17 protein-coding genes and 1 tRNA gene are annotated in these 21,390 nt (G+C 41.0%); 12 read left to right on the top strand and 6 right to left on the bottom strand.

Annotation, left to right across the window (positions count from 1 at the left end):
- From rpmI to thrS, 3 genes are all read right to left on the bottom strand, one after another.
- Window positions 1–201: a 50S ribosomal protein L35 gene (rpmI, locus tag RI561_RS00170; protein ID WP_395078183.1), complete on the bottom strand. Its 201-nt coding sequence runs from the start codon at window positions 199–201 to the stop codon at window positions 1–3.
- 73 nt (window positions 202–274) lie between these two features.
- Window positions 275–820 carry a translation initiation factor IF-3 gene (gene infC, locus RI561_RS00165; protein ID WP_395078345.1) on the bottom strand — a complete coding sequence of 182 codons (546 nt, stop codon included), beginning with the start codon at window positions 818–820 and terminating at the stop codon, window positions 275–277.
- Between the two features lie 18 nt (window positions 821–838).
- Window positions 839–2,785, bottom strand: coding sequence for a threonine--tRNA ligase (gene thrS, locus RI561_RS00160; RefSeq protein WP_395078182.1), 1,947 nt, complete (start codon window positions 2,783–2,785; stop codon window positions 839–841).
- A gap of 155 nt (window positions 2,786–2,940) precedes the next feature.
- Here thrS and RI561_RS00155 point away from each other — a divergent pair, with 155 nt between their 5' ends.
- From RI561_RS00155 to RI561_RS00145, 3 genes are read left to right on the top strand one after another with little or no spacing between them, the layout of a single operon-like run.
- Complete coding sequence (locus tag RI561_RS00155; RefSeq protein ID WP_395078181.1) at window positions 2,941–4,104, top strand: PAS domain-containing protein; 1,164 nt, start codon at window positions 2,941–2,943, stop codon at window positions 4,102–4,104.
- Between the two features lie 20 nt (window positions 4,105–4,124).
- On the top strand, window positions 4,125–4,760 hold the full coding sequence (locus RI561_RS00150) for a sensor histidine kinase (RefSeq protein ID WP_395078180.1): 636 nt from the start codon (window positions 4,125–4,127) through the stop codon (window positions 4,758–4,760).
- Between the two features lie 8 nt (window positions 4,761–4,768).
- Window positions 4,769–5,068, top strand: a complete 300-nt coding sequence (locus RI561_RS00145) for an ATP-binding protein (protein ID WP_395078179.1) — start codon at window positions 4,769–4,771, stop codon at window positions 5,066–5,068.
- An 8-nt stretch (window positions 5,069–5,076) separates the two neighbouring features.
- Here the strand turns inward: RI561_RS00145 and RI561_RS00140 are convergent.
- Window positions 5,077–5,150: transfer RNA gene (locus RI561_RS00140), tRNA-Val, on the bottom strand.
- A gap of 261 nt (window positions 5,151–5,411) precedes the next feature.
- Here RI561_RS00140 and nusB point away from each other — a divergent pair.
- The 3 genes from nusB to ychF are packed head-to-tail and all read left to right on the top strand — an operon-like array spanning window position 5,412 to window position 7,675.
- Window positions 5,412–5,879 carry a transcription antitermination factor NusB gene (gene nusB, locus RI561_RS00135; RefSeq protein WP_395078178.1) on the top strand — a complete coding sequence of 156 codons (468 nt, stop codon included), beginning with the start codon at window positions 5,412–5,414 and terminating at the stop codon, window positions 5,877–5,879.
- A 5-nt stretch (window positions 5,880–5,884) separates the two neighbouring features.
- Window positions 5,885–6,562 (top strand): metallophosphoesterase family protein, encoded by a 678-nt coding sequence (locus tag RI561_RS00130; protein ID WP_395078177.1) that lies wholly within the window; start codon window positions 5,885–5,887, stop codon window positions 6,560–6,562.
- 18 nt (window positions 6,563–6,580) lie between these two features.
- Entirely contained in the window at window positions 6,581–7,675 is a 1,095-nt protein-coding gene (ychF, locus tag RI561_RS00125) for a redox-regulated ATPase YchF (RefSeq protein WP_395078176.1), read from the top strand.
- Between the two features lie 33 nt (window positions 7,676–7,708).
- On the opposite strand, the gene add is transcribed toward ychF, so the two are convergent.
- Window positions 7,709–8,698, bottom strand: coding sequence for an adenosine deaminase (add, locus tag RI561_RS00120; protein WP_395078175.1), 990 nt, complete (start codon window positions 8,696–8,698; stop codon window positions 7,709–7,711).
- A 299-nt stretch (window positions 8,699–8,997) separates the two neighbouring features.
- Between add and polA the strand changes: the two genes are divergently transcribed.
- The gene (polA, locus tag RI561_RS00115) at window positions 8,998–11,751 is read left to right on the top strand and encodes a DNA polymerase I (RefSeq protein ID WP_395078174.1); all 2,754 of its coding nucleotides are present in this window, start codon (window positions 8,998–9,000) and stop codon (window positions 11,749–11,751) included.
- A gap of 223 nt (window positions 11,752–11,974) precedes the next feature.
- On the opposite strand, the gene RI561_RS00110 is transcribed toward polA, so the two are convergent.
- Complete coding sequence (locus RI561_RS00110) at window positions 11,975–13,156, bottom strand: 6-bladed beta-propeller (protein WP_395078173.1); 1,182 nt, start codon at window positions 13,154–13,156, stop codon at window positions 11,975–11,977.
- 560 nt (window positions 13,157–13,716) lie between these two features.
- On the opposite strand from RI561_RS00110, the gene RI561_RS00105 reads away from it, so the two are divergent.
- From RI561_RS00105 to RI561_RS00085, 5 genes are all read left to right on the top strand, one after another.
- A complete protein-coding gene (locus RI561_RS00105) occupies window positions 13,717–15,219 on the top strand; it encodes a phytoene desaturase family protein (protein ID WP_395078172.1) in 1,503 nt (500 codons plus the stop codon).
- 12 nt (window positions 15,220–15,231) lie between these two features.
- Complete coding sequence (locus RI561_RS00100; protein ID WP_395078171.1) at window positions 15,232–15,864, top strand: rhomboid family intramembrane serine protease; 633 nt, start codon at window positions 15,232–15,234, stop codon at window positions 15,862–15,864.
- Window positions 15,857–16,774, top strand: coding sequence for a rhomboid family intramembrane serine protease (locus RI561_RS00095; protein WP_395078170.1), 918 nt, complete (start codon window positions 15,857–15,859; stop codon window positions 16,772–16,774). Before RI561_RS00100 ends, RI561_RS00095 begins: the two co-directional genes overlap by 8 nt.
- 29 nt (window positions 16,775–16,803) lie before the next feature.
- Window positions 16,804–18,039 carry a flavodoxin-dependent (E)-4-hydroxy-3-methylbut-2-enyl-diphosphate synthase gene (gene ispG / locus RI561_RS00090; RefSeq protein ID WP_395078169.1) on the top strand — a complete coding sequence of 412 codons (1,236 nt, stop codon included), beginning with the start codon at window positions 16,804–16,806 and terminating at the stop codon, window positions 18,037–18,039.
- Between the two features lie 296 nt (window positions 18,040–18,335).
- Window positions 18,336–21,386, top strand: coding sequence for a SusC/RagA family TonB-linked outer membrane protein (locus tag RI561_RS00085; RefSeq protein ID WP_395078168.1), 3,051 nt, complete (start codon window positions 18,336–18,338; stop codon window positions 21,384–21,386).
- Window positions 21,387–21,390 lie beyond the last annotated feature (4 nt).

Here is a 21,390-nt window from a genome sequence, read left to right as displayed (position 1 = left end):
TTAAAATTTATAAGGAATTTGTCGCTTGATAGACTTCTCATTGGTTTTATCTACCAATGTATCTTTTCCAAGCTCCCTTTTTCTTTTACTACTTTTCTTGGTCAAAATGTGACGCTTGTAAGCTTTTTTACGCTTAATTTTACCGGAACCGGTAACTTTAAACCGCTTTTTAGCACCACTGTTACTTTTCATTTTTGGCATGGAAATCCACCACTTTTGTGAAAATTTAAAGACTTATAAAATAGGGAGAATTATAACCCTGTGCAATGAAGAATTAACTTTTGGAAGGGGTCAAGATCATAATCATTCTACGACCTTCCATATTTGGTTTAGATTCAATTTTACCGACGTCGGATAGGTCTTTAGCGAGTTGTAAAAGTAACAATTCCCCCTTTTCGGTGTACAGCATGTCACGGCCACGAAATTGTACCGTGGCTTTTACCTTGTCACCGCCCTCAAGAAATTCCCGGGCATGGCGGGTTTTAAATTCCAGATCATGATCATCTGTGTTCGGACGGAAGCGCAATTCTTTAACAGACATGGTGTGCTGTTTTTTCTTGGCTTCTTTTTCTTTCTTCTTTTTTTCGTACATGAATTTCCCAAAATCAATCACCTTGCAAACCGGTGGCTTAGCTTTGGGAGCTACTTCTACTAAATCAAGATTGTACGATTCTGCAATTTGAAGAGCACGTTCCACAGTTGTGACTTCATGTTCTTCATCTGGCTTTATGACCCGAACTTTATCGGCTCTTATTTCTTCGTTAATATTTGGGCGATCATCATTCTTAGGTGGTCGCCGTGAGTAACTTCTTCTTGCGATAGTAACCTCGTTGTTTAGTTAGTCTTTGTTTGGTAAAGCTTTTGTTTGAATTTCTTCATTGATGTCTGAAAGAAAATCAGAAAATTTGAAAGTTCCAATATCGCCTTTTGTATGTCGTCTTACTGAAACAGTTTCATTTTCTACTTCTTTGGCACCTACTATTAACATATATGGAACCTTACTCGTTTCAGCATCTCGGATTTTTCCGCCAATTTGTTCACTACGTGTGTCTAATTCCACTCGAACGTCTAGTTTTTTGAGTCTTTCATAGCAAAATTCGGCGTAAGCATTTTGGTCGTCCGAAATAGGGAGGATCCGCACTTGTTCCGGAGAAAGCCATACCGGGAAGTCTCCAGCAAAATGTTCAATTAAAATACTGGTGAAGCGTTCCATTGATCCAAATGGTGCACGATGTATGATAACCGGACGGTGTTTTTCATTATCAGAACCTACATAGGTAAGATCAAAACGCTCTGGCATCACGTAGTCAACTTGTACGGTTCCAAGTTGCCACTTTCGGCCAATAGCATCCCGAATAATGAAATCAATTTTTGGACCGTAAAAACTGGCTTCTCCGGGAGCTATTTTATAATCCAGCTCCATTTCATCTGCCACTTCTTTAATTTCTTTTTGAGCACGATCCCAATATTCGGTATTACCCCCATATTTCTTTTCATTTTCATCTCGATAGGAAAGGCGGATATCAACCGGCATCCCAAACGTATTGAACACAAACTGAGTGAGCTCAATGGTGTTCTTAATTTCTTGTTTGAGCTGATCGTGGGTGCAATAAATATGGGCATCATCCTGGGTAAAACCGCGAACGCGGGAAAGTCCACTTAACTCACCGGATTGTTCGTAACGATATACCGAGCCAAATTCGGCAAGTCTCAATGGCAAGTCTCTATAACTGCGTAAATCATTGGAATAAATTCGGTGATGATGCGGGCAGTTCATGGGTTTGAGCATGTACTCTTCGTCATCCACTTCCATCGGGTTGAACTGTGAATCCTTATAGTAAGGATAATGTCCGGAAGTTTTATACAACTCAATATTGGCAATGTGCGGAGTAATAACTTCTTTGTATCCTCGCTTTTTCTGTTCATCCCGAAGAAAAGCCTCTAATGTTCTGCGGAGGATGGTTCCATTTGGCAACCACATCGGCAAGCCACTGCCCACCATACTGTCGATCATATAAATACCGAGCTCTTTCCCAAGCTTACGGTGATCTCGCTTTTTGGCTTCTTCCACACGATTCAGGTGTTCTTCCAGCATTTTCTGCTTTGGAAAGCTGATTCCGTAGATACGGGTCAGTTGCTTGCTGTCATTATCACCGCGCCAATATGCTCCGGCTAAGCTGGTAAGCTTAACGGCTTTTACATCTCCGGAATTAGGAATGTGAGGCCCTCGGCACAAATCGGTGAAGTCGCCTTGGGTATAAAAAGTGATGGTACCGTCTTCAAGATCTTCAATCAGGTCAACTTTATACTCGTTGCCATTTTCTTTGTAAAAGCTCAGTGCTTCTTCTTTGGAAACATCTTTTCGTTCAAACTCAGACTTTTGTCTTGCCTTCTCAATAAATTTTTGTTCGATCTTAGGAAGGTCTTCCTGAGTGATTTGTTTATCACCAAAATCAATATCATAATAGAAGCCACTTTCAATAGGGGGGCCGATTCCAAATTTAGCTTCCGGATAGAGTTCCTGAATGGCTTCAGCGAGCAAGTGAGCAGAAGAGTGCCAGAAGGTATATTTACCGTCTTCACTATCCCAGGTATTAATAGCTATTTCTGCATCTTTTGTAATCGGACGATCAAGGTCGATGATATCACCGTCAACTGTAATACTAAGTGCTGCACGGGCTAAGCCGGCTGCGATAGATTGGGCTACTTCTAAACCGGTGGTTCCTGATGAATATTCACGTTGGGTTCCGTCGGGTAATGTAAGCGTAATTTTTTGGTCTGCCATTCAGTGTTTAGTTCTCAAAATTTCATAAGCGCTGTAAGATAAAAAAAATAGTATGTACACACAGGTATATTCCTGTCAATATTTTTTAATGGAATTGCTGGATTAGAAGTGTGATATTCGAACGGCAATGATAAAAACAGATCGGCACTTACTCAATGATTAAATCCTCTAAAGATGTGAGCTTTTTTGAAGTTCAACCTATGTTCATATGCGAGCAAACTTCGTTAACTATAATGGACATAAATGAAGTGACTTCTGAAGTGTTGGGGTATACCAGGGATAAAATTCTAAACAAAAAGATTTTTGATCTCGGAGAAAAAATATCATCAAAAGAACTGGGCTTAGAACTAAAAAACGAATCTCATCTTTCTTCAGATGATATTTGGTTGTTTAAGACGCAAGCCGATGAACACCTATATTTTCAGCTTTCGGGGCACCTGATAAATTATAAAGGGAATCCCGCAAAATTAATTATAGCTCATAATGTTACCAATATTGTTAGGAAAGGGACTTCAAAAAAAGTGCTTTCCAGTCAGCTTAATTTAAATAATTTTCCTTTAGCTGAGATAGAATGGGATCCACAGCTTAATATAATTAACTGGTCCGAAAAAGCTGAGGAGTTATTCGGATATACTTCAGACGAAGCAATTGAAAAGGACCAACTTTTAAAGAAATTTATTCACAAAGACGATTTAGACTTTGTTCGAAATAAAATTAAAGAGGCTCATAAAAAAGGAGAACAGGAAGTTTCAGTTATTAACAGAAATATCACTAAAGATGGTGATATAATTTATTGTGAGTGGTATAATTCGTTGTTGTATAATGCTGAAGGGGAAGTGGTTTCGATTTACTCCTTAACCCATGATGTAACGGATCGCGAAAAAGCACTTTCGGATACTAAAAGAAGCATGATGAGTTACCAGGACCTATTTAATGGAATCATTATAGAAGCCAACAAGGGATTGGAAAGCACATTTGGATATAAGCGGTCTGAAATAATTGGCGAGCATAATAAAATTCTATCAGCACCCGGTAAATATGATGAAGAACGAGTAGAAGAGATTATTCAAAAAGCTAAGGATGGAGAACCGGGTAAATATGAAGGTTGGGGTAAAAAGAAGAATGGCGAAGTTTTTCCGACAGAGTTCTTGGTAAATACCGGTAATTATTTTGGAGAAGATGTACTGATTGTAATTGAACGTGATATTACCGAACAAAAGCAATCTGAAGAAGCTTTAAAACAACGTGAAGGACTTTTAAGTAAACTTTTCAATTCTTCCCCAATAGGGATCGCTTTATTAAATGAGCATCATGATTAAATGAGCATCATGAAGTTGAAATGGTAAATGATGGATTTGAGCAATTATTTGGCTACCGGGAGAGTGAGATCAAAGGGTTAGAGTTAGATAAGCTCATAGTTCCGGAACAAGATCAGGAAGAAGCCATGCGGCTTACGGAAAGTGCCCATGTAAAGGAGACTACTGAAAAAAGAATAAGAAAAGACGGCACTATTATAGATGTCATTATATATGCCGTTCCGGTAGTTGTAGAGAAAAGTGTAGTGGGAATTTATGGACTCTATGTTGATATAACCGACCGAAAAGAGGCAGAGGAGAAGGTACGGAAGTCACTAAAGGAAAAAGAAATGCTCTTGGCAGAAATCCATCACAGAGTAAAAAATAACCTTGCTGTGATAACCGGTTTACTGGAACTTCAATCATATTCTGCTGAAAGTGAAAGTGCCAAAAAGATACTAAGAGACAGCCAAATGCGGGTACATTCCATTGCAATGGTGCACGAAAAATTATATAAAAGTGAAGATTTCTCAGAAATAGACATCAAACAATATTTCGAGGAGCTATCGCGTGTCATAGGCAGAACAATGGAAAAATCTGATGTAGAGGTATCTATTGATATTGATATAGCCCAGTTAAATTACCGATTACACAAGCAATACCCTGTGGACTTTTATTAAATGAAATTTTGAGTAATAGCTATAAACATGCATTTAAAGGTCGGAATAAGGGTGAAATTTGTGTGCATTTGTCGCAAAGTGAATCAGAAGAAGAAATTTGTTTAAAAATCAGTGACAATGGAGTGGGATTACCGGAATTTTCAGATCTTGATCTTAATAAATCATTGGGAATAACGCTCATTAAAACACTTGCTAATCAACTTGATGCAGAATTTGACTTTAGAAATGAGGAGGGAGCCGTTTTCGAATTCAGATTCGAGAAGAAAGATAAGGCCGGGGAATTAGATACAGCCTTGTTGGAAGCTTAAGATAAGAGTGCGTCCTACTGGATTCGAACCAGTGACCTCCGCAATGTCAATGCGACACTCTAACCAACTGAGCTAAGGACGCGAAATCAATAATTTGAAGACTTCAAATATAGCCACCTTTTAGGGAGTAACACAACAACGGACTTTTATTTCTTTTGATGTATTTGATTGACTGTGATGATACTAAATCGTCCATCGAAAATCGGTCTATTGGTCTTTCGAAAATCACTCCCAATGAATTGCGATTAACCGATGGATCGAATGATCAATTTGTGATTTATTATAGTGCACAATTGTTTTAGCAAACCCTTATCTTTGGCGCTCACTTAATTTGTTATTTGGCATGATTAATAGACGAAAAGTAAGAGAAACTGTATTAAAAGCGCTTTACGCCTACCGACTAAGCAAAGACTCCACCCAGCACATTGTAAGTAATCTCATTCAGAAAGAAGATTTTGTGAAGGAAAAAGATCTCGCCAGGTTTGCAGAAAGGTTATTTTTTCGGACTGTTGAACACGAAGAAGAGCTGGATGAAATTATAGTTAAACATATCAGGAATTGGGATATCGAACGCCTGGCTTTAATTGATCGGTTTATTCTTAGGATGGCACTATGTGAGTTCCTTTATTTTGAAGAAATACCTACCAAAGTGAGTTTAAATGAGGCTATTGAGCTTGCCAAACGATATTCAACAGCTAAATCCGGTAGATTTATAAATGGTATTTTAGATGCTGCTCTAACTGATCTTAATGAACAAGATCTCATCAAAAAAACCGGTCGCGGTCTAATTGAAAAAAGCTTAGGATCCTGATTTATATGTCTTCCAGTCAGCAAATTATTGCCATAGGAGATATTCACGGCTGCTACAAAACCTCCCAGGTATTACTAAAAAACCTTGATGAGAAATTCGGCACTGTTCCAACGTATGTTTTTTTGGGGGATTACACCGATCGAGGTTCCGATTCCAAACAAGCTGTTGAAGATCTCATACATTTTGATGAAGCACATGAATGTGTCTTCATAAGAGGAAATCATGACCAGATGTTATTGGATGCCTACGAAAATAATGATTGGGATTTATGGCTCGCCAATGGAGGCAATACAACCTTGAATGACTACAATTCAAACCCAGGCAGCTTTCATTTACCCGATCCTCATTACCACTTTTTTTCTAATACCAAATATTATTGGGAGACAGAAAATTATTTTTTCGTCCATGCCGGACTCAATCCAAACCTTACTATCAAAGAAAATTTAGAAAGGGAAGAGGAACGAGAAGAATTCATCTGGCAGCGTGGACATATTCACGCCCATAAAACAAAGTGGGAGAAAAGGGTAGTATTTGGTCATACTCCGGTTAAAGAGCCAATAGTTAGAGAAAGCATGATAGGAATTGATACAGGGTGTGTATATAATCGCTCCGGCTTGGCTAAACTAACGGCCGTGGTCCTTCCCGAACTAAAATTTATTCAACAACCAAGTTTAGACGCTTAAACAACTAATTATTTATACATGAGCTTAAGATGTGGAATTGTTGGCCTGCCCAACGTTGGAAAATCAACTTTATTTAATGCACTGAGTAACGCCGGTGCTGAATCAGCAAACTTTCCTTTTTGTACCATCGATCCCAATGTGGGTATGGTGCCGGTGCCCGATGACCGACTTTATAAGTTGGGTGAACTGGCCGAGTCCAAAGAAATAATCCCTGCAAGTATCGAGTTTGTTGATATTGCCGGATTGGTTAAAGGTGCTTCCGAAGGGAAAGGGAAGGGCAATGCTTTCTTATCTCACATTCGTGAAGTAGACCTGATTCTGCATGTGGTTCGCTGTTTTGATGACGATGATATTATTCACGTAGAGGGAAATGTAGATCCTGAGCGCGATGTAGCTATCATTGAAGAAGAACTTATCCTGAAAGATCTGGAAAGTGTAGAAAAGCGCGTTGAGAAATTGAAGAAGGAAGCAAAAGGCGGTGATAAAAAAATCGTTGCTCAATTAGAAATTGTTCAAAAACTTGAAGAGCACTTGGGAGAAGGAAACTCAGCTCGAACATTTGAAGTTTCAGAAGACCAAAAGCAAGCCTATAAAGACTTGTTCCTGCTATCATCAAAACCTGTGTTATACGCATGTAATGTAGGAGAATCAGATCTTGAAGACGGGAATGAATATGTAGATACGGTAAAAGAAATCGCTTCCCAACATGATGATGAAGTAGTGATGTTCTGTGCCAAGATTGAAGCCGAGATCGCTGAGCTGGATGAGGATGAAAAAGAGATGTTCCTCGATGAATTGGGGGTAGAAAGTGCCGGACTTGATCGTTTGATCAAAGGAGCATTCAAGGAATTAGGACTAATTACATACTTTACGGCAGGACCTAAGGAAGCCCGAGCATGGACCATCGAAAAGGGAACTAAAGCTCCACAAGCTGCAGGAGTCATTCACACCGATTTTGAGAAAGGATTCATCCGTGCAGAAACCATCGCTTATTCTGATTACGAAGAATTAGGATCAGAAAAAGCCGCCCGCGATGCCGGAAAAATGCGCCAGGAAGGGAAGGAATATGTGGTTAAAGATGGGGATGTGTTGTTATTCCGTTTCAATGTGTAATATTTCCGTAAGGTCATCCCTTGGGATGACCTACTACATGATTTCAAACCCGTTAATTAATTTTTGACGGATTTTCTCTTTCGTCCGCTCATCACAAAACGCCGCTTCAATGGCGAATTCATTAATCTTCTTGAATTGTTCTATCTGCCAATTGAAATGGCGGTTTAATTTCTGGTATTCCTCTTTGAGGGAAACATTTGAGATTGCACGACCATCAGTATTTACGCTCAGCGAGTTTCCATTTTGATAGATCTCATGGATACGGTGTTGAGCTACCGATTCATAAATTCCGGTTTGTACATTACTGCTGGGGCATACTTCCAGATGAATATTCTTTTCCTTTAGATCATCCAGTAGTTCAGGATCTTCGAAACTTCTTACTCCATGACCAATGCGAGATGGATGGAAATTCCCCATAATCTCCCGCACACTTTCCGGTCCGCGAGCTTCACCGCCATGAGCTGTGCAATGAATTCCATGCTCTCTGGCATATTCAAACGCTTTTATGTGATTGTTGATTGGGAGGGTTTCATCGGCTGCAATATCAAACCCAACCACATTTGTTCCTTTGAATTGCTCCACCAGTTTGACGGTCTTCATACTGTCTTCTTCCGAAAAATGACGAAGCGTGCACAAAATAATCCGGCCTTCTACGCCCGTTTCTTGAATTCCTTTAGAAGTTACTTTATTCACGATATTAACGACTTCCTCAGCGGATAATCCCCCATCCAAATGCTGTAACGGAGCAAAACGAATTTCCGCATAGATCACATTATCAGCTTTCAACTGCTGAAATAGATCCAGCGTTACAGCTTCCAGCTGATCTTTGGTTTGCATAATGGAGATCGGCTCCTGCGCACATTTCAAATACTCTTCAAGGCTGGCGCAATTTTCCGGTGCGATGAAATCTCGTTCGTACTCTTCTCTCGTAGTACCGGGGCGTAATTGTTTTACCACCTCAAAACTCAGCGAGCAATCGAGGTGCAGATGCAATTCAATTTTTGGGAGATCTGAGATGTTCATTAAAAGATCAAATTCTTGGATATTTGAATTCAAAAAGAAGTCTCTCCTCGAGGAGAGATCAACAAATCAGTTGTTCCTGATTTGTTGTGAGAGGTGTTGGGGTTAAGATCGTAATAGCATCTTCAAGCATTCTAAGCCTAAACTTACACCCTCCGCCTCACATACGCTCGGCACCTCCCTCGAGGGAGGACCTATTTTTCCTAAAAGTAAACGTACTATGCTAAAATCTTCATTCGTAATTACATTCAAAAAAAATTAGTTTCCATCAAATAATTAAGGTTTCAAATTTAACCAAATTCATGTCTAAAAAACTCCTTTATTTACTCGATGGAATGGCACTCGCTTATCGTGCTCATTTCGCATTTATCAATAGTCGATTAAAAAATTCTGAAGGCATTCCAACCGGACCGGTTCTCGGTTTTGCGAATACGCTGGAGAAAATGCTGGAGGAAAAAGAGCCAACCCATATCGCAGTAGCCTGGGACACGCATGCTCCCACATTTCGGCATGAGAAAGACGAAGAATATAAAGCCAATCGTCCACCACAGCCCGAGGAGTTGAAGATCGGCATTCCGTTGATCAAGGAGATGGTGGAAGCGTGGGGCATTCAGAATTTAGAGCAGGATGGGTATGAGGCCGATGACATCATTGGAACCATCGCAAACGGTGCCAATGCCGATGATGTGGACGTGATGATGGTGACTCCCGATAAAGATTTCATGCAGCTTGTACACGATCACATCCATATGATGAAACCCGATAATAACAATGGCGGATTTAATATCATTGACCGGGAAGGGGTGAAGGACTATTTCGGCGTGTATCCCGATCAGGTAATTGACGTGCTGGCGATGATTGGTGATACCTCTGATAACATTCCAGGCGTACCGGGTATTGGGAAAAAGGGTGCACCGAAGCTGATCAAAAAATACGGATCGCTGGAAGCGGCTATTAAGGATGCACCCAACATCAAAGGAAAGCGTGCGCGGGAAGGATTGACTGAATACGGTGAGCAGGCTCTTCACGCTAAAGATATGGTCACCATCAAAATTGATGTCCCTGAGACCACAGACTGGGAAGAATTAGAATGGAAAGGCGCGGATAAAAAAGAACTGGGATTATTCTTCAAGCGAATGGAATTTCGCACGCTTACCAAGAAGTATTTAGGTGAACAAGGTCCGGTAGCAAAAAAAGAAGGCGATCAGGTGGACCTGTTCGGTTCCTTCAAAGAAGAAGCTGAGAAGCAGGAGCTGGACGAGGAAAAAGTAAATTATGCACTACTCGATACCATCGATAAAGTGAAAGGACTGGTTGATGAGTACAAGGATGAAGAACATTTTTGTTTTGATACGGAAACCGACAGCCCTGATCCCGTAACGGCTTCTTTGGTGGGAATTTCACTTACAGCTACGGCCGGGACGGCATACTATATTCCCGTGAATGTAGAAGATGGCTTGGATGAAAAAGAAGTAATTGAAGCTATTCGTCCGCTGTTTGAAGATTCGCATATCCTGAAGATCGCCCATAACTACAAGTTTGATTTTATGATGCTTAAACGGGCAGGGCTCGAGGTTAAAGGCAATGCATTTGATACGATGATAGCGGCGTATTTGATCGATGCTAATCAGCGTTTGAAAATGGATGAACTTTCTAAAAGCCTGCTGAATTATAAACCGGTAGCTATTGAAGAGTTGATCGGGAAGGGGAAGAAGCAGAAGTCAATGGCTGATCTGGCAGTGGAGGATGTTTATCTGTATGCCTGTGAAGATGCGGACATCACGCTTCGTTTATATGAGATCTTAAACGATCGCCTAAAAGATGATGAGCTTTTGGAAATTGCCTACAAAGTGGATTTCCCACTGATGGAAGTGCTTGCCGATATGGAACTCAAGGGAATTAAGCTGGATGTTGAAATGCTTTCTGCTTTTTCGGAGGAATTGGATGAAGATCTAAAGAAACTGGAAGCTGAGATCTATGAGAAGGCCGGTGAAGAATTCAATATCAATTCACCCCAACAACTTGGGACGATCTTGTTTGATAAAATGGGATTACCGGCCGGCAAGAAAACCAAGACCGGACAATATTCCACGGCAGAGTCGGTGCTCACCAAGCTGGCTCCTAAATACGAGATGCCCAGCCTCATTCTGGATTATCGTCAGCTCACCAAGCTTAAATCTACGTATGTGGATGCACTGCCTGATCTTGTGGTGGAAGAAACCGGTCGCGTTCACACTGAATTCAACCAGAGTGTGGCGGCTACGGGTCGGCTCAGTTCTTCCAATCCAAACCTCCAAAACATTCCTATTCGAACCAAAAGAGGTCGGGAGATCCGGAAAGCGTTTGTGGCTGAAGAAGGATACGAGTTAATGTCTGCCGATTACTCCCAAGTTGAATTGCGAGTAATCGCTCACATCGCTAAAGACGAAGCGATGATGGAGGCTTTTAAAAACGACGAAGACATTCACGCCAGAACCGCAAAGGAGATCTTTAATTTGGATTCGCTGGATGAGGTAACAGCTGATCAGCGTAGAAAAGCCAAAGAGGTAAATTTTGGAATTCCCTATGGAGTAAGTGCGTATGGACTGGCATCACGACTGGGAATCAAAAATGAGGAAGGGAAGGAGATGATTGATCAGTATTTCGAACGATTTCCGAACATCCTGAACTATATCAACGATACCAAAGAATATGCCCGTGAACATGGCTATGTGAAAACGATGCTGGGTCGACGGCGCTACATTCCCGATATCAAGGCAAGCAATTGGAACGTGCGCGGGTTTGCCGAAAGAACGGCTATCAATATGCCGATTCAGGGAACGGCTGCTGATATTATTAAGCTGGCTATGATTGAAATTCACCATTGGTTGATTGACCAAGGCAAAAAAAGCCGCATGCTACTACAGGTGCATGATGAATTGATCTTCGAGATCCACGAGAGTGAAATGGAGGAAGTGCCGGATAAGATTATCGAGTTTATGCAAAGTGCCGTAGAACTGGATGTGCCACTGAAAGTAGAGGCAGGGATTGCAGGTAATTGGTTGGAAGCGCATTAGCAGTTTACAGTGAACAGGAAACAGTGATCAGTGTTTGATCTTGCTCATCCATCATTTGGTCTCGTTCCGCCGCTCTGCGGAATGCATGATGGAAGCTCAGCTTCCTACTCCCGGCAAGGTGAGGCAGAGCCTCAATAGGGCATTCCGGAGCGGAGCACCAGAACGAGTTGAAAACTTAACCCATTTTAAGAATACCATGTCGGATCACTCGGTCCAAGTATTGCTATAAACCTTCAACCTCCCAAATAACAAGAAACAGTTCACGGTTTTCGGAATAAGCATATCCGTAGAGGCGATTATTGCGCACTGCGCTTAAAGTAAAGCTTTGCAGTCCTTCAAACTGATCCTGAACTCTGAAACTTCCGGCAAGAGAGCCATCGAAATTTACGACGATCCAGTCGGGAGTGGTTTCATCCTGCCGGGGTATTTGTATCCAATAGCGTTTTTGATTGTCCATCACAAATTGCAGGATATAAGCTCGGTGTTCGAGGTACAGATCCTCAGCTCTGGAAACAGCTGCGTTATCGTAGGAGTCATTGCTTTTTAAATTTTCGAGATGCTCCTGTTTCCGCTCCTCATCAAACCGAACATTTTCAAACGGCAGTTGGATGCGGTCCTGTTCATTTCCATCTAAATCTAAGATCCTGATGGTAGCGTCTCTGTTATACGCCCGGTGTAGAAGTTCCAGCTCGGAGTCAAATTCTGCAAACGTCTTAAAACTATTGGGGTGCGAACTTGAAACCATCGAATATTCAGTCCGTGCCACAAGAGTTACTTCAGCTGGCCCAAGAAGTCTTTTCTCTTCAGTTAGTGGTTCAAGATCGGTATTCACCGGCGTCATCCACTCATGGTACATCGTGGTTGTATCTTTAATACCAATATTGTTTCGGTACAGAGCCCAATAACTGTCTTCGTCTCTTGGATATACCTTTTCAGGATAAAAGGAATGAAGTTCTTCGCTGAATTTCTGTTCAAGGGGATACTCTTGAACCTGTTTCCAGGAACCATCAACCTGTGCAAATATCTGGTGCCGTGCATTGTTGCGATCAAAGGTGTGGATGGTATCGCCCGGAGCAAGTAGAAGATCACGAAGGTCAGCAAACTCTCCGGGACCTCTTCCTTCCCGACCGATCTTTTCCAAAAAATTACCTTCACCATCAAAATATAAAAGTGCTTGTTGCCTCCAGTCATTTAGAATCACATGCCCATCCGATGTCAACATTATTTTTCTAAAAGCGGTGAAAAAGATCTCATCATTGATATTACTGACGCGTGCAATTTCAGTTAGCTCTAAAGAGGGTTCATTTGGCAATTCCTCGTCGGCAACCGGCGTTTCTGGTGAAGAAGAGCAGGAGATCAGTAGGGCACAAAAAATAAAAAGGAACAGGCATTTATATTTATTCATAAAAGGCTGGTATGATTCTAAGTAGGGAGTATACTTTAACCAAAAAGTAATTACAAATTTCCTAACGATTCCCCCATTCGAAAGTAATTAATGATGATGGAGGTTATCGGAGGTTGGCAATGTTGTTTTTAAAGGAAGTTAAGCCAAATTGTAAGGCAGAGCCTCGATAAGGCATTTCGGAGCGGAGCACCGGAACGAGTTCAAGCGGCAAAGTTCATAATCTCCGGTGTCGAATGTTTCTTTGGTGAAATCGATTCCGGTGTAGGTTTCTTCAAAAAAATACGCTTCGGTCATGCTGTGAAGTAGTTTAAAGGGTAGGAATATAAGCATCGATACTCAGGAAAAAATAGAATCCCGGTCATCAAGAAAATCCCACTAATAATAGTTGAATAATTAGAAGCCTGAGCTTGGGAATGAGTATTAAAGGACTGGATGACATGTGATAGGAAAGTTGAAGTTTATTCCTCCATCAACTAAGCTCTGTGATCATCCGCTTGATTCGCGTCATTTTTGTTCCAATTCATTGGAACATTTAGGGCTCCAATTCATGTTACATCCACATGAAAATAAATCAAGACTACGACGCTATTATTGTGGGTTCCGGTATGGGAGGGTTGAGTGCAGGTGCTATGCTTGCAAAGGATGGTTATAAGGTCCTCATTCTGGAAAAAGCGCACGCTCCGGGCGGATGTTCTTCGTCCTATTATAGAAAAGGGTATGTGTTTGAATCAGGAGCTACTACACTCATCGGTTTTGATGAAAATCAGCCTTTATGGAAATTGGAAAAGGAAACGGGTATCGATATTCCCCGGGAGGAGATCACTCCAAGTATGTCGGTTTGGCTGGATGGAGATCAGATCACTCGTTTTAAAGATCGAGACCAATGGATAGAAGAATGTATTCGTGTGTTTGGTAACCCAAAGGGACAAAAAGCTTTTTGGAATGAAGCGCTGAAAGTTTCGGATCTGGTTTGGAAGGTTTCGTTAGAGAATCCGTTTTTCCCTCCTAAAAATATTTCCGAATGGGGACAGCTTGCCGTTAATAATAATCCGCTTGATGTGTGGGTGCTTAAGTATGCGTTTCAATCTGTGAAACAGGTGATGCAAAAATATGCAGTAGATACTCCAAAATTTCGTCGATTTGTAGATGAGCAATTGATGATCACGGCTCAAGCCAAAGCAGATGAAACCCCGTTTTTGTTTGGAGCGGCCGGATTGACTTATACTAACTATTCCAATTTTTATGTGCCGGGTGGATTGCTTGAAATGGTAAATACCATACGCTCTTTTATCCAAAACAAAGGTGGAGCACTATACACCAAAGAAGGAGTAGAGATGATCTCAAAAGAAGGTGACCAATTTATGGTTCACACCAAGAATACCCGAAAAGAAAAATACACCTATAGTGCTCCTATTGTGATATCCAACGTACCGGTATGGAATATGAAAGAGCTGACGAGCGGGGAAATGAAAGCTTACTTCAAGAATGAAGCCAATGATTTTGACGAAGCCTGGGGAGCCATTACTCTCGGGATAGCAACTACAGATACATACCCTTCGGAATTACCCCTGCATAATCAAATTCATATTAATAATGGGCAGACCGTCCCTTATACAAATTCTGACTCTGTTTTTGTCTCTATGTCGAAACCCGGAGATACGGATCGGGCAAAAGAGGGTATGCGTACCTTAAATATATCAACACATGCCTCGCCTGAATTGTGGTATCGGTTAAATGGAACATATGATAACGCCAAACAACAGGTTGAAGATTTTATCGTTGAGTTACTGTGTGAGAAACTGCCCGGTTTTTATGAGGCTGAAATCGAAGTCATTCACACGGCAACACCGATTACTTGGGAAAACTGGGTGTACCGTAAAAAAGGCAGGGTAGGTGGAATCCCCAAAAGTATGGCACGAAGCTTGCTCAAATGGACTTCTCACGAAACTCCGTTTAAAGGTTTGTATCTTGTTGGCGATACCACGTATCCCGGACAAGGAATTCCGGGCGTAACTTTGAGCGGGATTAACGTATATTCACGTATCAAAAAGAATCATCACTAAAGCAGCTATTTTTTGAATAATTTTTCACCCAATACCCAATTCACTTTATTTCCACCGGTCATTAAAAACCTGTTGATTATCAATGGGTTGGCCTTTCTATTAACCAAGCAGATTTTCGGTTCAGGCTGGACTCCCATTGGTGCGGCCATTGCTCCTTACCTGGTTTTAAATCCGCTCGGCGAAGGCTTCATGCCCTGGCAGCTTGTTACCTATATGTTTCTCCACGCCGATTTATATCACATACTTTTTAACCTTTTTGCACTGTGGATATTCGGTCAGGCCATAGAAAATTTGTGGGGCTCTAAACGTTTCCTTGTCTATTATTTATTAACCGGAATTGGCGCGGCAATTATCCACATGTTTGTGGGTGGATATTTCACATATACCTTGGGAGCATCAGGTGCAGTATTTGGAATTTTGTTAGCGTTCGGGATGATGTTTCCAGATCGATATATCATGCTTTTGATACCGCCCATCCCGGTAAAGGCAAAATATTTTGTGACATTTTATGGGCTATTTGAATTGTTTAATGGCCTCTCGATGCCAAATAGTGGGGTAGCTCATTTTGCTCACTTGGGCGGACTTTTAGTCGGCTTCATTCTCATCAAATACTGGGGATTAAAGAAACCGGAATACTATGGATAGAGGAAGAGGATCATTTAATTTTCCGGGCGGAGGTGGTGGCGGAATGCGAAATTCCTTGCCTTTTGATTCCTTTTGGGGAGGAATAAAGTTCGCATATTTTCGGATGCCGGTAGCTATCCGAACCATTATGCTTGCTACTTTTGTGGTTTTTGTGATCCAGATGCTGGGCGGACAGACCTTAAATAATTGGGCAGTCACTTATTTAGGATTCGATCCTTCATTTCCGACCTTCTTAACCCAGCCATGGCGAATGATAACTTATTTGTTTCTGCATGGTGGGTTTCTGCATTTCTTATTCAATATGCTATGGTTATGGTGGATGGGAAGGGCTGTTGAGGAAACAGTTGGTCCCCGAACATTTACGGTACTTTATTTTGGAGCTGGTATTTTAGGCGCTTTACTTGATGCCGGACTTGCCATGATTTTTACCGATGCCATTGTCATTGGTGCTTCCGGTGCGGTTACCGGGATGTTAGTTGCTTTTGCAATGCTATTTCCCCGGGCTCCAATCATGTTGTTTTTATTCCCACCCACTGAAGCACGTTATTTTGTTGCCGGATGGATTGCCATCGATATTTTATTTATTGGAGCCGGTGATGGAGTAGCTCGTTTAGTCCACTTAGGTGGAGCTTTGGGAGGATATTTGATGATTAAAGCGTATAAACAAGGAAAAGATTTAAGTTTGGTTATCCGATATTTTGAATATTTATTTGGAAGAGTGAAGCCTTCTAAGTCCAAAAACAAATCTTCCCGAAATAAAAACATGCACATCGTCCAGGATGCTGAAATTGTAGAAGAGGTAGACCAAAATGAATTGGACGCTATTCTCGAAAAAATTTCTAAGAAAGGATATGATTCATTGTCCAAGGAAGAAAAACAAAAACTGTTTGAACTGAGCAAAGATAATTAGCTTTAGCACTTTAAAAGCATTAATCAGGTATGGCCGAAATAAAGCGTCGTAAAACAATTCAGGTAATGGTAGGGGATGTTCCTGTGGGTGGTGGAGCCCCAATCGTAGTACAGTCTATGACCAACACCGATACATCCGATATTGACGAAACAGCAGATCAAATTGAGCATTTATATCGAGCTGGATCAGAGTTAGTGCGCATAACGGTTAATAATGATGATGCGGCAAAAGCAGTCCCTTATATAAAAGAGAAATTAGTAAATCGGGGCGTTCCGGTTCCGGTGATCGGAGATTTTCATTACAATGGACATAAGCTACTGACGAAATACCCGGAGATGGCAAAATCTCTGGCTAAATTCAGAATCAATCCCGGAAATACCGGCACCAAAACCCGAGACGAAAACTTTGCCACAATTGTAGAACAAGCCATCAAGTATGACAAGCCCGTTAGAATAGGGGTAAATTGGGGATCATTAGATCAACAGCTGCTGGCTGATAAAATGGATGAGAATAATAGTTTGGCTAAGCCCAAGTCTGCAAAAGAAGTGATGCTTGATACTATGGTTGAAAGTGCTAAACGTTCGTCTAAATTAGCGGAAGATGTGGGACTCGCATCCAATAAAATTATTATAAGTTGCAAGATGTCGGGTGTGCAGGATGTAGTAACCGTATATGAACGCATTGCAGAGGAAGTCGATTATCCGCTACATGTAGGTTTAACCGAAGCCGGGATGGGAATGAAGGGGATGGTGGCAAGTGCGTCAGCTTTAGCTGTTATTTTGCAACAGGGAATAGGGGATACCATTCGGGTTTCCTTAACTCCAAAACCGGGAGCTGATCGTGCACTTGAAGTTCAGGTTGCCCAGCAAATACTTCAGTCTTTAAAAATTAGAAGTTTTATTCCACAGGTTACGGCCTGTCCGGGTTGTGGTAGGACCAAAAGCACATATTTCCAAGAGCTTGCACAGGATATTCAAGAATACATTGTAGAATCTATGCCGGTTTGGCGAAAAGTATATCCCGGAGTAGAAGAGATGGAAGTAGCTGTGATGGGCTGCGTGGTTAACGGTCCCGGAGAATCACGGAATGCAGATATAGGTATTTCCCTTCCGGGAACTTTCGAAGAACCCAAAGCTCCTGTTTATATTGACGGGGAACACTCAACTACATTGAGGGGAGATAATATTGGGGAAGAGTTTAGGGGAATTTTGAATAAGTACATTAAAGAGAATTACGGGAAGAATAAGGTCGAAATGCGCTCATGATCTTTCTTATTTGAGCATCAAATTGTAAGCCCTTTCATTTATATAAAGCTATTGTTAGCCTATTCAGACTACCTGTTTGAGACCTCAGGGGGGATATTGTCATTTCATATACAATTATTAAGTGTAAAATTTATAAATAAATGAAGGTAAATTAATTTAAAATAGTAATGCTCGATTCATTCCCAAGGACTCAATACACAGGTAATTTCTACTTGAAATTATGTAAGCGCTTACATACATTAAAAGAAGTTATAAACAACCAAGAAATCCAGTTAAACAAATATTGGAGACCTGATATGAATAAAACAGCTATACCGATTATAGGAGGCTGCTTAAAAGGAAAGAGTCAAAATGCATTAAAAACACTTGCATTTTTTCCGATAATTATGGCACTGCTATTTTCGGGAATATTACAAAATGAAGCTTATGCGCAGGATCAGAGGACCATTTCCGGTACTGTAACAGATAGCGAAACCGGTGACACCCTTCCTGGAGTAAATATTATTGTAGTAGGTACAACTGTTGGTACTTCTACTACATTAGACGGAACGTACGAGTTAAGAGTATCCAGTTTAGAGGATACTTTAGCGTTTTCGTATCTCGGTTTTGAAAGACGTTTAGTTCCTATAGAGGGGCGCACACAAATTGATGTGGCTTTAACTCCTCAAACACTTTCTGGTGAAGAAATAGTTGTAATTGGGTATGGTACACAGCAACAAGGTGATAATACGGGTTCAGTTAATTCCATAAGTACAGCTGATTTTAATCAGGGAAATATTACTTCTCCACAGGAATTATTTCAAGGTAAGGCTGCCGGTGTTAGTGTTACATCAGGTGATGGTGCGCCCGGTAGTGGAGCAACTATCCGTATTCGAGGTGGGTCTTCTTTATCAGCAAGCAACGACCCTCTTTTTGTAGTGGATGGAGTGCCTTTGGATGGTGGTGGAATCTCAGGTATGAGGAACCCTCTTAATACGATAAACCCGAATGATATTGAGTCCATAAATATTTTAAAAGATGCATCTGCAACGGCTATTTATGGGTCTCGAGCATCAAATGGTGTGATCATTATCAATACTAAAAAGGGACGTGTAGGGCAAGATTTGGATGTAAATTATAGCACAAGACTTTCATATCAGGCGAATCAAAAACGAGTTGATATGCTTGATGCGGATCAATTTCGTGATGTTGTAGAAGAACAATTTGGGGAAAATGGTCTTGACCGGTTGGGTAATACCAATACAGACTGGCAAGATCAAATCTATCGGAATGCTTTTGGACAAGATCATAATGTAAATCTAACCGGTGCTTATCAAAGCACTCCTTACAGAGTTTCTTTAGGATTCTCAGGGAATGAAGGAATCCTTAAAACAGATAGAAATCATCGTTTGACTGGATCGGTTACATTAAATCCAACACTGTTGGATGATGCATTAGAGGTTAACTTAAACCTGAAAGGAATGCGAGTTGATAACCAGTTTGGAAACAGAGCGGCCATTGGCTCTGCTGTTGTCTTCGACCCAACTCAACCTGTTAGAGTGGGTGATAAGGATGATGCCTACGGAGGCTATTATACCTGGGTTGATAATAATGATGACCCAAATACTTTGGCACCAGATAATCCTGTAGCATTACTAGAGCAACGCACTGATGAATCAACAGTTTATCGAACTATCGGTAATTTAGAACTGGATTATGAGTTGCCATTTGCATCTGGGTTAAACGCTATTCTAAATGTTGGTTTTGATTATTCTGATGTGGCTGCAGGTGATATTGCAGTACCAGAAAATGCAGCTTTTGAATATTCAGGTGATCCTGAGACTTCAGGAGTTCGAGTAGATTATGACCAGGTCAAAGAAAATGAATTGATCGATTTTTACCTAAACTACAAAAAAGATCTCTCAGAGTGGGAAAGCAGTTTCGATATACTTGCTGGTTATTCCTGGGAGCATCACTTTGAAGATGGTTCAAATTATACGACCAATTATGACCGAAGTGATCAAGCAAACCTGGATGTCAGGCAAGATTCTGACTATGCTACAGAAAATTATATTGTTTCATTCTTTGGGAGGCTGAATTACACCTTCAAAGACAAGTATCTTTTAACGGCTACACTCAGGCAGGATGGGACCTCAAGATTCTCTGAAGAAAATCGTTGGGGATTATTTCCATCAGCCGCATTAGCCTGGAAAATGCATGAGGAGTCATTATTAAGTGATGTAGAGAACATTACCGAGCTCAAACTTCGGTTGGGTTACGGTGTAACAGGTCAGCAAGAGATCGGTTTGGGAGATTATCCTTATTTAGCTCAATACACATACAGTCAGGCAACAGCCAGGTACCAGTTTGGTAATGAATTTGTAACAACTCTCCGTCCCGAAGGTTACAACGCCAACCTCAAGTGGGAGGAGACCACAACTTACAATATAGGTTTAGATTATAGTTTCTTTAATGACCGAGTTTTTGGAAAGGTTGAAGGATATTATAGAGAAACTACTGATCTGTTGAATGTTGTGCCTGTAGCAGCTGGATCCAACTTTACAAATCGAATTCTCTCTAATGTTGGTAACCTGGAAGTAAGAGGGTTTGAAGTTGAGGTCACAGGCCGGATGATATCTACACAAGACACTTACTGGGAACTTGGATTTAACATGGCCAAAAATAGTGATGAGATCACCAAACTTACCACTGTAGATGATCCTGACTATATAGGTGTTGAGACAGGTGGAATTTCAGGAGGTGTGGGAAACACTATCCAAGTCCACACAGTTGGTTATCCGAGAAACTCCTTTTACGTGTATGAGCAGGTTTATAATGCGGAAGGCGATCCCATTGAAGGGCTATATGTTGACAGAAATGGAGATGGTGTAATAAATGAATCTGACAAATATCGATATAAAAGCCCAAGTGCTGACTATGAATTTGGGTTTAACACAAGAGTGGAATACAAAAGCTGGGATGCTTCATTGGCAGGGCATGCAAGTTTGGGTAACTATGTGTACAACAACGTAAAATCGAGTAACTCCTATTACAGTGAGATGCTTTATGAAGGTTACTTGAGAAATGCTCCATCCTCTATTTTGGAAACCAATTTTGATAATGCTCAGTTTTTCTCTGACCATTTTGTTGAAAACGCGTCATTCTTGCGAGTTGATAATATTAACGTAGGATACACATTTAATAATGTACTTGATGCAATAAGCAGTCTCAGAGTCTCTGCGACTGTACAGAACGTATTTGTAATTACTGATTACAGTGGATTAGATCCTGAAGTATTCGGCGGAATTGATAATAATATTTACCCACGTCCCCGAACATTTGTTTTAGGATTAAATCTGAACTTCTAATTGA

It is taken from the genome of Gracilimonas sp. (assembly GCF_031581265.1).
Classification (GTDB): Bacteria; Bacteroidota; Rhodothermia; order Balneolales; family Balneolaceae; genus Gracilimonas.
This window is presented reverse-complemented; position numbering and strand designations above follow the sequence as displayed.

Coding starts and splice junctions, on each gene's coding strand:
- nusB (WP_395078178.1), top strand. CDS start 5,412: ATGATTAATAGACGAAAAGTAAGAGAAACTGTATTAAAAGCGCTTTAC.
- RI561_RS00105 (WP_395078172.1), top strand. CDS start 13,717: ATGAAAATAAATCAAGACTACGACGCTATTATTGTGGGTTCCGGTATG.
- polA (WP_395078174.1), top strand. CDS start 8,998: ATGTCTAAAAAACTCCTTTATTTACTCGATGGAATGGCACTCGCTTAT.
- rpmI (WP_395078183.1), bottom strand. CDS start 201: ATGCCAAAAATGAAAAGTAACAGTGGTGCTAAAAAGCGGTTTAAAGTT.
- RI561_RS00155 (WP_395078181.1), top strand. CDS start 2,941: ATGATTAAATCCTCTAAAGATGTGAGCTTTTTTGAAGTTCAACCTATG.
- RI561_RS00095 (WP_395078170.1), top strand. CDS start 15,857: ATGGATAGAGGAAGAGGATCATTTAATTTTCCGGGCGGAGGTGGTGGC.
- thrS (WP_395078182.1), bottom strand. CDS start 2,785: ATGGCAGACCAAAAAATTACGCTTACATTACCCGACGGAACCCAACGT.
- RI561_RS00150 (WP_395078180.1), top strand. CDS start 4,125: ATGGTAAATGATGGATTTGAGCAATTATTTGGCTACCGGGAGAGTGAG.
- RI561_RS00085 (WP_395078168.1), top strand. CDS start 18,336: ATGAATAAAACAGCTATACCGATTATAGGAGGCTGCTTAAAAGGAAAG.
- RI561_RS00110 (WP_395078173.1), bottom strand. CDS start 13,156: ATGAATAAATATAAATGCCTGTTCCTTTTTATTTTTTGTGCCCTACTG.
- RI561_RS00130 (WP_395078177.1), top strand. CDS start 5,885: ATGTCTTCCAGTCAGCAAATTATTGCCATAGGAGATATTCACGGCTGC.
- ispG (WP_395078169.1), top strand. CDS start 16,804: ATGGCCGAAATAAAGCGTCGTAAAACAATTCAGGTAATGGTAGGGGAT.
- add (WP_395078175.1), bottom strand. CDS start 8,698: ATGAACATCTCAGATCTCCCAAAAATTGAATTGCATCTGCACCTCGAT.
- ychF (WP_395078176.1), top strand. CDS start 6,581: ATGAGCTTAAGATGTGGAATTGTTGGCCTGCCCAACGTTGGAAAATCA.